The sequence below is a fragment of the Marinobacter guineae genome, from assembly GCF_002744735.1.
Taxonomy (GTDB): Bacteria; Pseudomonadota; Gammaproteobacteria; order Pseudomonadales; family Oleiphilaceae; genus Marinobacter; species Marinobacter guineae.
Genome location: NZ_KZ319340.1, coordinates 84,952 through 98,325, shown reverse-complemented (window position 1 = coordinate 98,325; position 13,374 = coordinate 84,952). Strand labels below are relative to the sequence as shown.

The window sequence follows — 13,374 nt, the reverse complement described above, 5'->3', positions numbered from 1 at the left end:
GTGGTTTCAGGTCCTTTGAGTTATTGGTTGGCGCGCCGTGCAATGCGGTTCAGCAGCCGGGACGCCGCAAAGAACCCGAAGCTGGCGGTCACCGGGCTGGCGGCACCAAAGCCGGAAGCGCAGTCGAGCCGGACCGGGCCATCAGTGACCGGTTTCTGCAGGCAGACTTCCCCGTCTCCGGCAGGATACGTCAGCTGCTCGAGGGAGTACACGGCCTCAATGCCGAAGCGCCGTTTCGGGTTGCGGGAAAAACCGTATTCTCGCCGCAGAAGATTACGCACCTTCGCCAACAGCGGATCCTGGGTGGTTTTGCTGAGGTCGGCCACCTGAATCTGGGTCGGGTCGATCTGCCCGCCGGCACCACCGGCACAGACCAGGGGAATTTTCCGGCGCTGGCAGTGGGCAATCAGCGCCGCCTTGGGCTTGACGCTGTCGATGGCGTCGACCACGCCGGTCATGTCAGCCGTGATAAGTTCATTGATGTTTTTGGTAGTCAGGAAGCCGAAGTGTACGCGGATGTCCGCCGCCGGATTGATGGCTCTGAGGCGTTCAGCCATGGCATCCGTTTTGGTCCGCCCGTACTGCCCTTCAAGGGCATGGAGCTGACGGTTGGTGTTAGAGACGCAGACATCGTCCATGTCGATCAGAGTGATGGTGCCAATACCACTTCGGGCCAGAGCTTCTGCCGCCCAGGAGCCGACACCGCCCAGCCCGACCACCGCAATATGGGCGTGGCGAAAGGCCTCCAGGCCCCGGCGACCGTAAAGTCGTTCGATGCCGCCGAAGCGGAATGCGTAATCGTCGGCGTTCATGGCGTCCCCGTGCTGGTCCGGCGTGAAGCCGGACGAAACCAAAGAGCGCAATTGTAACCCAGTGGTGGCGCAGACAAAAAAGCGGCCATAAAAAAAGCCACGCAGAACGTGGCTTTCAAGAAAACACCCAGTCCGACGGGGAGCTGGGCAGGACTAGTTCAGAGACACTAATCAACGTGATCATTATCAATTTCTGACTGGTTCACCTGAAGGTCACAAGCTGTCATTGATCGGTCATTTGCGGCCAGAGCGGATCCTGCTCCGGCCATTTGCCATATCACGCCGCCCAGTGATCATCCGAGAAGGCCATCAGGCTGTCCTTGCCACTCTGGATGTCGCTCAGCAACCAGTGCACCTCCGGCAGCAGTTTCTGGAAGTAGAAACGGGCGCAGACCACTTTGCTCTCCAGTAGCGGCTTGTTGCCTCCTCTGGACTCAAGTTGCTGGTTGGCGACGTTTGCCATCCGGGACCAGAGGTAGCCGATGACGGTCAGAGCCATCAGGCGCAGGTAGGGTGTTGCTGCGGCGCCGGCCTGTTCCGGGTCTTTCGGCGCGTTGGTGGCGAGCCACATCGTGGCGGTTTCCAGGGCTTTTATGGCGTCTTTGAGCTCTTCCCGGTGCGGGGCCTCGGGATTGTCCTTCAGGTATCCGCTCAGGGTGCCGAACAGGGTGCGCACCAGCTGACCACCTTTCAGGCTCAGTTTGCGGCCCACCAGGTCCATGGCCTGAATGCCGTTGGTGCCCTCGTAGATCCGGGCAATCCGGCCGTCCCGTACCAGCTGTTCCAGCGGCCAGTCGGTGGTGAAGCCGGAGCCACCCAGAACCTGCAGGCCAGTGTTGGCGTTATTGAAGCCTTCGTCAGTCAGGAAGGACTTCACCACCGGAGTCAGTAGCTGAACCAGGTCATCCGCGGATTCCCGTACCGCTTCATCCGGGTGGGCGACGGACAGATCCAGCTGGTGACCGGCAAACAGGGCCATAGCCCGCATGCCTTCATTCAGGACCTTCTGGCGCATCAGCATACGGCGCACATCCGGATGCACGATGATCGGGTCAGCGGGGCCATCCGGGTTCTTCGGGCCGCTCAATGAACGGCTTTGCAGGCGCTCCCGGGCGAAGCCGAGGCTTTCCTGGTAGGCCATTTCGGCCAGACCCAGGCCTTGCATGCCCACCATCAGACGGGCTTCGTTCATCATGGTGAACATTGCGCGCATGCCATCGTTGGGTTCGCCCACGAGCCAGCCTTTGGCGCCCTCGAAGTTCATCACGCAGGTGGCCGAGCCCTTGATGCCCATCTTGTGTTCGAGGCCGCCACAAAAGGCCGCGTTGCGCTCGCCGGAATCCGGCAGCAACTTGGGAACCACAAACAGCGAAATGCCCTTGGTGGTATCCGGGGCGCCGGGCAGTTTGGCCAGGACCAGGTGAATGATGTTGTCGACCAGGTCGTGCTCGCCACCGGTGATCCAGATCTTGGTACCTTCAAGGGCGTAACTGCCATCGTCGTTCGGGGTGGCGCGGGTGCGAATCAGGCCCAGATCGGTGCCGCACTGGGGCTCGGTCAGGCACATGGTGCCAGTCCATTCGCCGGAGATCAGTTTCTCGAGATAGGTCTTTTTCAGTTCGTCGGAGCCGTGGGCGTGCAGGGCGCTGATAGCACCGTGAGTCAGGCCCGGGTACATGCCCAGGGACAGGTTGGTGGAGCATACCATCTCGTCGACCACGAACTTCAGGGTATGGGGAAGGCCCTGGCCGCCGAATTCCAGCGGCGCGTCCAGTGCCGTCCAGCCACCTGCAACAAAGGTTTTATAGGCCTCCTTGAAGCAGCCCGGTGTTTTTACCGAACGGGTCTCAGGGTCATAAGTGCAGCCTTCCCGGTCGCCAGCCTGATTGGTGGGCTGAATGACTTCGGTCGCCAGTTTGCCGGCTTCGTCGATAACCGCGGAAATCAAATCCGGGGTCGCGTCGGCGTATTTTTCCAGCTCGTGGAGCCGGTCCACGCCCAATACATCAAACAACAGAAAGCGAAGGTCATTCGCCGGAGCCTGGTATTGCATGGATACTCTCCTTGATGCGTTTTTTTGGTCTGGGACACCGGCTCTGATCGCGGCACTCCAGAAGGGGTTTGAATGTAAGATTCATACGCCCGTTTAAATTCCCTGGTTCACCGATCGGTGCAGTCCGGACGACAAATATTTCGTATCTCCTGGTGAACCAGAGGGGCATGCAATGAAACGAATAGTGATAGCCGGTGTATCCGGGGCAATCGGCGGGGCTCTCGCCACGGCCTTTATTGAGAAGGACCCGGAAGCAACGGTGATCGGGCTGTGCCGGAATCCGATGCAGGCACCGGAAGCCTTGCGTGCCCATGCGAGGGGTGGGGTGCTCGCCTGGGATGCCGGGGACAGTGCATCGCCGGCCAGTGTGGCAGAAGCGCTGGAACCGTTACTGGCAAAAGACGAGGGCATCGACACCTTCATTTATGCCGCCGGACTGCTTCATGGTTCCGGGATGTTTCCCGAAAAGCGTCTTGAGGACCTGGATTCCGAGAGCATGGCACGGGCTTTTGCGGTTAATTCAACCGGCTTCGGATTGCTGGTACAGGCTCTGCTCCCCTGGTTACGTCACCGGGAGTTCAAACGTATCGCTGCCATTTCCGCCAAGGTGGGCTCCATCGGTGACAACCGGTTTGGTGGCTGGTATGCCTACCGTAGCTCCAAGTCGGCGTTGAACATGCTGGTGCGCAACCTGTCGGTTGAGTTGCCCCGCCGCTGCAAACCGGTTACCTGTCTGTCGCTGCATCCCGGCACAACCGAGTCGGCCCTGAGCGAGCCATTCAGCCAGTCATTGGCGAAACTGGAGGTGCATACACCGGCTGAGACCGCTGCCAACCTGATCTCGGTCCTTGAGGGTGTGGACAAGGAGGACAATGGGCGTTTCCTGAGCTGGGATGGCTCGGAGCTGCCCTGGTAGTCATGGCATTGGGACAGTGGCCAGCCACAAAAAAGGGGCGATTAGCGATCGCCCCTTCAGAATTACCCGAACCGAAATCTCAGCGGATAAACGGGTTCAGCATCCGGGTAAACGTACCGGTCAGCTTGACCGGCGCGCTCAGCACCGACAAGGTAATGCAGTCTTCACAGCCCACTGCTACTGGCTTGTGTTCATCCTGATCGGTCAGTACGACGAAGTCCCACTGATTGAACACGCCTTTCTGATCGGCAAAGGCGCCTTGCAGAACGATGGTCGTCTCCTCACCCCGGTGGGTATGGGCCGGTGCCTTGCCTCCAGCAGCCAGTTTCTGCAGCACAACCTGCTCTTTCTGCCCGGGGAACCGATCGGTAATATCCAGCACACTGACATCACCAAGTTGTCGCTTCCAGGGCAGACTGTTGAGGTCGTCGCCCAGCAGCTTCTGAAGGGCGCCGATCCTGGGGGCGGGCGGCATCGCGGGTTGGTCAGTGGGTTCGCTGTCTATCTTGGCCAGTATGCTGTCGAACATGCTTTCCGAGACGCTCACCTTCGGCTGCTGCTCCATCATCACAGCGCCAAGACTGTCCAGGGTGTCCACACGGCTGCGGCAATGCGAGCATTTGTCCAGATGCAGTCGGATGCAAAGGGCATGGGGCTCGCTCAGGTTACCTGCGCTGTACTCCATCAGGCTCAGGCTGTCGGGATGGTGCCGTGTCATACGTTCTGATCCTGCAATATCACTTTTAGTTTATTCAATGCCAGGCGTACCCGGCTTTTCACGGTGCCAAGGGGAATGTTCAACTCATCGGCCACCATCTGGTGCGACTTGTTTTCCATGTAAACCTTGGCAATTACCGTTGTCTGTTCTTCCGGAAGGTGACTCAGGGACTCGCGAATCCGCCGTTCCGACATCAGACGGTGCAGGGAAGTGACCGGCTCATTGTCGTTTTCGCCCGGGATCTGCCAGAGATCTTCGGTTTCGACCTGCATCTCAGCACTGGTGCGTTGCATCTTCCGTAACATATCAATGCGCTGGTTCCTGGCTATAGTGAAGATCCATGTGGACGCGGCAGCTTTACGCCAGTCATAAAGGCAGGAGCGTCTCCAGATAGACACGAACACTTCCTGAACCAGTTCTTCAGCATGACTAGCCAGGCCGTTAGCCATGGCGTAGTACTTGATCTGCGGGCCAAAATGCTCGAACAGCGCGTGGTATGCCTCGCGGTCCTGGCTTTTGCCCACTTTCTGCAGCATCTGGCTCCAGGGATCTTTGCGACCCTCGGAACTGGCTGGCTTCTGATCCAGTGTGGTCACCGGACGCTCCTTGACAGTCGCATGGTTTAAGCTTGTTCTGGTCATCATTCTATGCACTCGCCCCGGGTTTGTCAGTTGCAGTATTTACGGACCGCTCCACGGGGTGGATCAGCAGATCCGGGAAATTACCCAAGGCTGGCAGCAGCGCCGGTTCCGGGGCGGCGCCCAGGTGATTGCCGGAACCTGCAGAGCGGTCTAGTCTGAGCAACAAACTGACATGAAAAAGACAGCCAGTCTGATGAATGCACCCGGCATTACCGGAAACCTGCCCGTTATCCGGGCACACTATGCGGATATCCTCTGCCAACTGGCGGAGGACCGGGCTTTGCAGCGGGCCCGGTTGCTGTCGGCCTCGGGCATCCGTCCTTCCATGCTTGGTCATCCTGACAACTTCATCACCGTTGACCAGTTCAGTGCCCTGTGCCGGGCAGCCCTTGAGCAAAGCGGAGATCTGGCTTTGGGGCTGGAGTTTGGCAAACGCCTGAAATTCACTACCCATGGTTCCCTGGCCCAGGCGGCGATCAGCTGTGACACCCTGGAGCAAGCGCTCTCAGTCCTGATCAAGTACTTCCAGATCCGTTTCGTCTATATGCGCCTGTCTTTTTTTGTGGAGGGTGACGAGGCGGTGATACAGCTGGATCTCTCCCACGATGTAGCGGACCTGTACCGGTTTAACGTCGATGTGGTTATGGCCTCGCTGATGGATGTCAATCTTCTGCTTTTCGGCAGCCGGCTCCTTGATGGTGGTCGCTGTCTGCTGGATTTTCCGGAACCGGGGGATGTCTTGCCTTATCGCCAGCTCTTCGGTAACCGGATCAGCTTTGGCAGCGGCGTCAACCAGCTACGGTTCAAGCGGGATTTCCTGGATTCATCCATGTCGCTGTCCAACCCGGTTACCCGTCGGATTGCAGAGGCCCAGTGTGAAGACGAAATGCGGTTCATTGAGGGGGCAACCTCGGTGACTACCCGGGTGGCACGTTTGCTGGAGTCGGTGCACAGCCGCCGGTTGCCGGCGCTGGAGGAAGTGGCCGAAAAGTTGAGGGTGTCGCCCCGAACCCTTCGGCGGCAACTGGCAGCGGAGGGCCTCCGGTTTCAGCAACTTCAGGATTCGCTGCGACATCGGCGGGCGCTGGACCTTCTTCGCCGAAATGAGCTCACCATTGATGAGATTGCCGATGCCCTCGGTTATAGCGACCCCTCCAATTTCGGCCGGGCCTTCCGGAAATGGGAAGGTATGGCCCCCAGCGTCTGGCGCCGAGAGCATCAGAAAAGTGGCGGTTGATTACTCTTCCAGATAGGTGTAACCCTGCAGCCCGGCGGAGAGCTCGGCCAGCAGTGCCGACTGGGTTTCCGGTGTCAGCCCGGACGCTGTGAACTTTTGCCGGTACGCTTCCAGCAGGACTTCCGGTTCAAAGTTTACGTAACGAAGGACTTTCGCCACGGTATCTCCGGTGATCGGTTCGCCGATGTCATACCCGCCTTCTGTCGTCAGGCGAACATCCACGGAATGGGTGTCGCCGAACAGGTTGTGCATGTCGCCCAGGATTTCCTGGTAGGCGCCGGTCATGAAAAAGCCCATAAGCAGGGGTTCTCCAGGATTGTCTTCCGGCAAGGGCAGGGTGGTTTCGATGCCCTGGCCATCGACATAGCGATCAATCCGGCCATCGGAATCGCAGGTGATGTCCTGGATGACGGCACGCCGGTTCAGGGGACGGTTCAGGCCATTAACCGGCATGACCGGGAAAATCTGATCAATACCCCAGACATCGGGCAGTGACTGGAACAGGGAAAAGTTCACGAACAGCTTTTCTGCCAGTTTTTCGTGGAGCTCGTCGATGATTTCCCGGTGGGCCCGGTTACTGCTGTCCAGCTGGTTTCGAAGCAGGCGGCAGCAGCGGGTGTAAAGTGTTTCCGCATCCGCCCGCTCCGGCAGAGAGAGCAGGCCGTGGGCAAACTGGGCATGCACGTCAGCCATGGCATGCAGCACATCGTGGTAGATCTCAGCCAGTGAGCGCGGGGAGCCAGTATCTTCCAGACTCTCCAGGTCGCGCCAGAGATCGTGCAGGGGAGCGGGTGCCTCGTTGCCCGGTTGCCTCGGAGTGCGGTTCTCTGGCGCTTCGCGATCAATCACGTTGGTCACCAGCACCGAATGGTGGGCAGTGAGGGCCCGCCCGGATTCGCTGATGAGGTCCGGGTGAGGGATGCCCCGGCGATCACACTCCGCCTGCAGGACATGAATCACGTTATAGGCATATTCGTAAACGCTGTAGTTCATGGAGCAGCTGCTGCGGGAGCGGGTACCCTCATAATCGACACCCAGACCGCCGCCGATATCGATCGTCCCGATTGGGGCGTCCATCTGGCGCAGTTCACTGTAAAACCGTGCGCATTCCCTGAGGCCGGTCTGGATGTCCCGGATATTGGCAATCTGGGAGCCGAGATGGAAGTGCAGCAGTTGCAGTGTATCCAGCGCATCAGCCTCGCGCAGGCTGTTTACCACATCAAGCACTTGGCTGGCGGACAGGCCGAACTTGGATTTTTCACCGCCAGTATTCTGCCAGTTGCCCTTGCCAATGGTGGCCAATCGGGCACGGACGCCAATCAGCGGCGATACCCCCAGGTTTTTGGCTTCCTCCAGAATCAGTGGCAGCTCCGATTTTTTCTCCACCACAATGAATACCCGGTGGCCCAGGGTCTGGCCAATCAGGGCGAGGCGAATGTATTCCCGGTCCTTGTAGCCGTTGCAGACGATCACCGAGCCCGGTTGCCGGGACATGGCCAGAACCGCCATCAGCTCGGGCTTGCTGCCCGCTTCGAGCCCGATCTGTCCCTTTGAGGCGGCAGGCTCCGCAGCCAGCAACTCCTCAACCACCCGTCGCTGCTGATTCACCTTGATCGGGTAGACCGCTGTGTAACCGCCGCGGTACGCCTGCTCATCTGCGACCTTGTTGAAGGCATTGCACAGTTTGTTGACCCGGTCGTGCAGGATATCGACAAAGCGGATGAGAACCGGAAGCTGGAGCCCGGATTCGGTCAGTGTGCGGGTCAGCTCCGGCAGATTGATCTGGGCCGGGGTGTGGCCGCGATTCGGCCGGATCATCACCTGGCCCTCGGCGTTGACGCCGATGTAGCCATCACTCCAGTGGGCAATATTGTAAACCTTGTGGGCCGGGGTGGCGCTGGCTTCGCTCATGCTTGCTATCCTGTCAGGAAACCGGAGCCGGCGGTCGTTCGGTCAGGGGCCGGCCTATGGCCGCCATTGTATGGATTCCCCCCCCCGGCTAAAAGAACCGGGTGCGTAAAATATGTGGCCGGTAACCACGATTATCGCTTTAGCTCACGGTGGGGCACCCCTACAATACGCCCTTTTAATACAGCCCATGGCCCACAGCGGGAGGCAAAACATGACAGCATTGAATGACGGCTGGTTTACCGAGGTATTCCAGGATCAGGGAACGGCGTTCTCCCTGCAGGTGAAAAAGAAACTTCACGAAGAGCAGACACCGTTCCAGAAGCTGGAGATTTACGAAACCGAAACCTTCGGCAACCTGATGGTGCTGGATGGCTGCGTGATGCTGACCACCCGAGATAACTTCCTGTACCACGAGATGATGACCCATCCAGCCCTGTTTACCCACCGTGATCCCAGGAAGGTGGTGATTGTCGGTGGTGGCGATTGCGGCACTCTGAAAGAAGTGCTCAAGCACCCGGGTGTGCAGGAAGCCTGGCAGGTGGAAATTGATGAACGGGTCACCCGCATGTCAGAGAAATATTTCCCGGAGCTGTGCGAGGCCAATAGCGACCCGCGCGCCAATTTTTTCTTCGGTGACGGCATCCAGTGGATGCGCGACATAGAGCCGCGCAGTGTAGATCTCATCATTATTGACAGCACGGATCCGGTTGGCCCGGCAGAGGGCCTGTTTGCCCTGGATTTCTACCGCGACGCCCTGCTGGCGCTGCGTGAGGGTGGAATCATTGTCCAGCAGAGCGAGTCTCCTCTGCTCCACACCAATACCATCATCAAGGACATTCACAATGACATGCGCAAGGCGGGCTTTGAACATGTCCAGACCCTGCCATTCCCGCAACCGGTGTATCCGACAGGCTGGTGGAGTTGCACGATGGCCAGCAAGGAGAATCCGGTAAAATATTTCCGTGAGGATGATGCCAATAACCGGCCGTTCGTGACCCGCTATTACAATGCCGGAATACATCATGGGGCACTGGCGATGCCGCAGTTTATGGTTGACGCGCTGGAGGACGAAGTCCAGCCGGGAGAAGGTTGAGCCGATAGAAGAGAGGGGCGCCATCTGGCGCCCCTCTCTGGTGTTGCACTGGCTTTTCGTTATCAGCGTTTACTGCTTGCCGCTGACAAACTCCGGATAGGCTTCCATGCCACACTCGGACAGGTCCACACCTTCGTACTCGTCTTCTTCGCTCACTCTCAGGCCCATTACCGCCTTCAAGATGCCCCAGACGATCAGGCTGGCAACGAATACCCAGACGAAGATGGTGATCGCACCGATGATCTGGCCGCTAAAGCTGACGTCGCTGTTGGTGATTGGTACCAACAGCAGGCCCAACAGACCACAGACACCGTGAACCGAGATGGCGCCGACCGGATCGTCGATCCGCAGCTTGTCCATGGTCACGATGCTCAGGACCACCAGCACACCGCCGAAGGCGCCGAAAATGGTCGCAGTCAGGGCGCTCGGAGTGGACGGCTCAGCGGTGATCGTTACCAGGCCTGCCAGTGCACCGTTCAGCAACATGGTCAGGTCAGCCTTGCCGAACATCAGGCGGGCGGTGATCAGGGCGGCAACGGCGCCACCGGCTGCTGCGGTGTTGGTGTTCAGGAAGACCATGGCCACGGAATTGGCGCTGGCAATATCACCAAGCTTTAGAACTGAGCCACCGTTGAAGCCGAACCAGCCCATCCACAGGATGAAGGTACCGAGCGTGGCCAGCGGCAGGTTGGCACCCGGGAAGGCGCGGATCTCGCCGTTCGGGCCATATTTGCCCTTACGGGCGCCGAGCAGGATTACACCGGCCAGCGCGGCTGCTGCACCCGCCATGTGAACGATACCGGAGCCGGCGAAGTCACTGAAACCCAGGTCACCCAGGGTGTACATGCCGAAAACGGAAGCTCCGCCCCAGGTCCAGGCTCCTTCCATCGGGTAGATGAAACCGGTCATGAAGACTGCAAATACCAGGAAGGCCCAGAGTTTCATGCGCTCTGCCACAGCACCGGAGACGATGGACATGGCGGTCGCGACAAAAACAACCTGGAAGAAGAAGTCAGAAGCGCCGGAGTAGATGGATCCACCCTCAAAGCCGTCTTCACGGCCGGCGAAGTCGCCCAGAACAGCGGCAGTGTCGACGTCAGCAATTCCGGACAGGAAGATGTTGCCGCCGTACATGATGGCGTAACCGCATACCAGGTACATGATGCAGGAAATGGCAAACAGGGCCACGTTCTTGGTCAGGATTTCCGTGGTGTTCTTGGCGCGTACCAGCCCGGATTCCAGCATGGCGAAGCCAGCTGCCATCCACATGACTAATGCACCGCACACCAGAAAATAAAAAGTATCTATAGCGTACTGCAGGTGAAAAATATTGCTTTCCATATGAAGCCCTCCGCACGAGGCTTTTCAGGTTATAAGTTTTTTTGCGTTGGCTGATCGAAAAATCAGAGCTGGTTCAGACCGCTTCTTCGCCGGTTTCGCCTGTCCGGATCCGGATGGCCTGTTCCAGTTCAGTCACAAAGATCTTGCCGTCACCGATCTTGCCGGTGTTGGCTGCCTTGGTAATGGATTCGATGACCTGGTCCAGCAGATTGTCGCCTATGGCAACTTCCACTTTGACCTTGGGCAGAAAATCCACCACGTATTCCGCGCCACGATAAAGTTCTGTGTGGCCCTTTTGCCGACCGAAGCCTTTGACTTCAGTGACGGTTACGCCTTGTACGCCAATTTCGGATAGTGCCTCACGGACATCATCCAATTTGAAAGGCTTGATGATCGCTGTCACAAGTTTCATTGCTTTCTCCTTGGTAAAGCCGTCCCAACAGTGAGAGCCCGTCGGCCAATTGTTGAGTTCGGGATGCTGCCACCTCGCACACCAATTGTGCGGATTGCGTACGAGGGCTTTAGCATCGGGTGTGCCAACGCAAAAAAATACAATTAAAACAATAATCTACAATATACCCGTACCAGAATGGCGCAAAGATGCGCACCAAAATGGAGCGGGTAGTCCGCCAGTGAGCCAAATTGGAGCGGACTCACTGTCCGTTCGCCCATAATTATAAGGCCGACCGGGCACAGTATGGCAGGGGCGGCGGTGTGATACACTCCCGCAAACCGGTGAGAGCCTCTCTCCTTTAGTCGAAACCGAACATTTCTGGAATCAGTGAGGTGTTGTGTGAAAGGTCCCCAGGATATTTTTGCCCAGTTACAGGGCCAGTTTGGTCAGTTCGTTCCCGATATGGCCCGCGCCGCCCGCGAAGATTTCGAAACCCAGGCCCGGGCAACGGTGATGTCGGTCCTTTCCCGTCTGGAGCTGGTTACCCGTGAAGAATTCGATGCCCAGCAGGCAGTATTGCTGAAGACTCGCGAAAAGGTGGAGGCGCTCGAAAAGCGGGTCGCCGAGCTGGAAAAATCCCTGCAGGAAAAATAAACTCCGGATCAGCCCGGCAGGACGCCGGGTATGGTTTTCCGGTCACCATGGAAGGTTGTCATGCTTGCTGTTGTTCATTCCCGCGCCATCGTTGGCGTGTCTGCACCCCCCGTTACAGTTGAAGTCCACCTCTCCGGAGGATTGCCCGCACTCTCGATTGTCGGTCTCCCTGAAACCGGTGTCCGAGAGAGCAGGGAGCGGGTTCGCAGTGCTCTTCTGAATGCCGGGTTCGACTTCCCCGCCCGGCGCATTACGATCAACCTCGCTCCCGCTGACCTGCCCAAAGAAGGTGGCCGCTTTGATCTGCCCATTGCCCTGGGAATCCTGGCCGCTTCGGGCCAGATTCCACCGGAGAGCCTTGCCGATTGCGAGTTTCTCGGCGAGCTATCCCTTGATGGTGCACTGAGGCCTCTGAAGGGTGTTCTTCCGGCGGTGCTTGCCGCCCGGCAAGATCAGAGGGCCTTGCTGGTTCCCCATGCCAATGCCGATGAGGCGGCCCTGGCCAGCCAGGGTGACGTGCTGGCGGCGGGTCACCTGTTGACAGTGTGTGAACACCTCAGCGGACGGGCCAGGCTGGTTCCGGTGCCGAAATCGCCATTGGAGCGGACGCCAGGCAACCACAGCGAGAGTCCCGATCTGTCTGATGTCCGGGGCCAGCGGGTCCCGCGCCGGGCACTGGAGGTTGCCGCCGCCGGTGGCCACAACCTGCTGTTCTTCGGGCCTCCCGGCACCGGCAAGAGTATGCTGGCCAGCCGCCTGCCCGGAATTCTTCCGGCGCTGACAGACGATGCGGCCATGGAAGTTGCCAGCGTTCACTCAGTTGCCGGGCTTTCAATAAGAGAAGGTGGGTGGCGCCAACCGCCGTTCCGGGCGCCGCATCACACCGCCTCTGCAGTGGCTCTGGTCGGTGGAGGCAGCAGCCCGCGACCGGGGGAAATCTCCCTCGCTCATCGCGGCGTACTGTTTCTTGATGAATTGCCAGAGTTTGAGCGTCGGGTCCTGGAAGTGCTCCGGGAGCCCATGGAAACCGGACACATCTCGATCAGTCGTGCCGCGCGTCAGGTGAATTTTCCGGCTAGATTTCAAGTCGTCGGCGCTATGAACCCGTGCCCCTGTGGTTACAGCGGTCACCCGACCATCGAGTGTCAGTGCACACCGCAGCAGGTGATGCGCTATCGGTCGAAGATTTCCGGGCCTTTGCTGGACCGGTTTGATCTGCATGTGGAAGTTCCGGTTCAGGGTGGCGACGTACTGATGCAGCAGGGTGGGGATGGCGAAACCAGTGCCAATGTTCGGGCGCGGGTTATTGCGGCCCGGGAGAAACAGTCGGAGCGGGGCTGTATGAATGCGGGCCTGGCAGGGCGCGAACTGTATGCCGCCTGCCGTCTGGATCGTCAGGGTGAGCAATTGCTCTCCGGCGCCATGGAGAAGCTGGGGCTGTCGGCCCGGGCGCTGCATCGGATATTGCGGGTGGCCCGCACTCTCGCGGACCTGGAGGGCTGCGATGAGCTCTGTCAGAGCCATCTGGTTGAAGCGCTCGGTTACCGGCAACTGGACCGTCAACAGGGGGGCAACTCGGTGGTATCCGCCTGAACCTCGTCACT

13 protein-coding genes are annotated in these 13,374 nt (G+C 58.9%); 6 read left to right on the top strand and 7 right to left on the bottom strand.

The window, feature by feature from the left end; translation table 11 throughout:
* Nucleotides 1–20: 20 nt before the first annotated feature.
* Nucleotides 21–812 carry a tRNA cyclic N6-threonylcarbamoyladenosine(37) synthase TcdA gene (gene tcdA / locus CLH62_RS08495; protein ID WP_211285713.1) on the bottom strand — a complete coding sequence of 264 codons (792 nt, stop codon included), beginning with the start codon at nt 810–812 and terminating at the stop codon, nt 21–23.
* Between the two features lie 277 nt (nt 813–1,089).
* Nucleotides 1,090–2,865, bottom strand: coding sequence for an acyl-CoA dehydrogenase C-terminal domain-containing protein (locus tag CLH62_RS08490; protein WP_099617739.1), 1,776 nt, complete (start codon nt 2,863–2,865; stop codon nt 1,090–1,092).
* A 172-nt stretch (nt 2,866–3,037) separates the two neighbouring features.
* On the opposite strand from CLH62_RS08490, the gene CLH62_RS08485 reads away from it, so the two are divergent.
* Complete coding sequence (locus tag CLH62_RS08485) at nt 3,038–3,781, top strand: SDR family oxidoreductase (protein WP_099617738.1); 744 nt, start codon at nt 3,038–3,040, stop codon at nt 3,779–3,781.
* A 79-nt stretch (nt 3,782–3,860) separates the two neighbouring features.
* Here CLH62_RS08485 and CLH62_RS08480 read toward each other — a convergent pair whose 3' ends face one another.
* Both CLH62_RS08480 and CLH62_RS08475 read right to left on the bottom strand, forming a co-directional pair.
* Nucleotides 3,861–4,499, bottom strand: coding sequence for a ChrR family anti-sigma-E factor (locus CLH62_RS08480; protein ID WP_099617737.1), 639 nt, complete (start codon nt 4,497–4,499; stop codon nt 3,861–3,863).
* The gene (locus CLH62_RS08475; RefSeq protein ID WP_099617736.1) at nt 4,496–5,095 is read right to left on the bottom strand and encodes a sigma-70 family RNA polymerase sigma factor; all 600 of its coding nucleotides are present in this window, start codon (nt 5,093–5,095) and stop codon (nt 4,496–4,498) included. The genes CLH62_RS08480 and CLH62_RS08475 overlap by 4 nt, the downstream gene beginning before the upstream one ends.
* Before the next feature lie 10 nt (nt 5,096–5,105).
* Here CLH62_RS08475 and CLH62_RS20960 point away from each other — a divergent pair, with 10 nt between their 5' ends.
* Both CLH62_RS20960 and CLH62_RS08470 read left to right on the top strand, forming a co-directional pair.
* Nucleotides 5,106–5,294 (top strand): hypothetical protein, encoded by a 189-nt coding sequence (locus CLH62_RS20960; RefSeq protein ID WP_143752366.1) that lies wholly within the window; start codon nt 5,106–5,108, stop codon nt 5,292–5,294.
* Between the two features lie 18 nt (nt 5,295–5,312).
* Complete coding sequence (locus CLH62_RS08470) at nt 5,313–6,377, top strand: AraC family transcriptional regulator (RefSeq protein ID WP_228152809.1); 1,065 nt, start codon at nt 5,313–5,315, stop codon at nt 6,375–6,377.
* Here CLH62_RS08470 and speA read toward each other — a convergent pair whose 3' ends face one another.
* Nucleotides 6,378–8,288, bottom strand: a complete 1,911-nt coding sequence (gene speA / locus CLH62_RS08465) for a biosynthetic arginine decarboxylase (RefSeq protein ID WP_099617735.1) — start codon at nt 8,286–8,288, stop codon at nt 6,378–6,380.
* 211 nt (nt 8,289–8,499) lie between these two features.
* Between speA and speE the strand changes: the two genes are divergently transcribed.
* Nucleotides 8,500–9,381: a polyamine aminopropyltransferase gene (speE, locus tag CLH62_RS08460; protein ID WP_099617734.1), complete on the top strand. Its 882-nt coding sequence runs from the start codon at nt 8,500–8,502 to the stop codon at nt 9,379–9,381.
* A 69-nt stretch (nt 9,382–9,450) separates the two neighbouring features.
* On the opposite strand, the gene CLH62_RS08455 is transcribed toward speE, so the two are convergent.
* Both CLH62_RS08455 and glnK read right to left on the bottom strand, forming a co-directional pair.
* A complete protein-coding gene (locus CLH62_RS08455; RefSeq protein WP_099617733.1) occupies nt 9,451–10,722 on the bottom strand; it encodes an ammonium transporter in 1,272 nt (423 codons plus the stop codon).
* A gap of 73 nt (nt 10,723–10,795) precedes the next feature.
* Nucleotides 10,796–11,134, bottom strand: a complete 339-nt coding sequence (gene glnK / locus CLH62_RS08450; protein WP_004578958.1) for a P-II family nitrogen regulator — start codon at nt 11,132–11,134, stop codon at nt 10,796–10,798.
* 381 nt (nt 11,135–11,515) lie between these two features.
* Here glnK and CLH62_RS08445 point away from each other — a divergent pair, with 381 nt between their 5' ends.
* Both CLH62_RS08445 and CLH62_RS08440 read left to right on the top strand, forming a co-directional pair.
* Nucleotides 11,516–11,770, top strand: a complete 255-nt coding sequence (locus CLH62_RS08445; RefSeq protein ID WP_099617732.1) for an accessory factor UbiK family protein — start codon at nt 11,516–11,518, stop codon at nt 11,768–11,770.
* A 60-nt stretch (nt 11,771–11,830) separates the two neighbouring features.
* On the top strand, nt 11,831–13,363 hold the full coding sequence (locus CLH62_RS08440; protein ID WP_099618811.1) for a YifB family Mg chelatase-like AAA ATPase: 1,533 nt from the start codon (nt 11,831–11,833) through the stop codon (nt 13,361–13,363).
* Nucleotides 13,364–13,374: the final 11 nt, after the last annotated feature.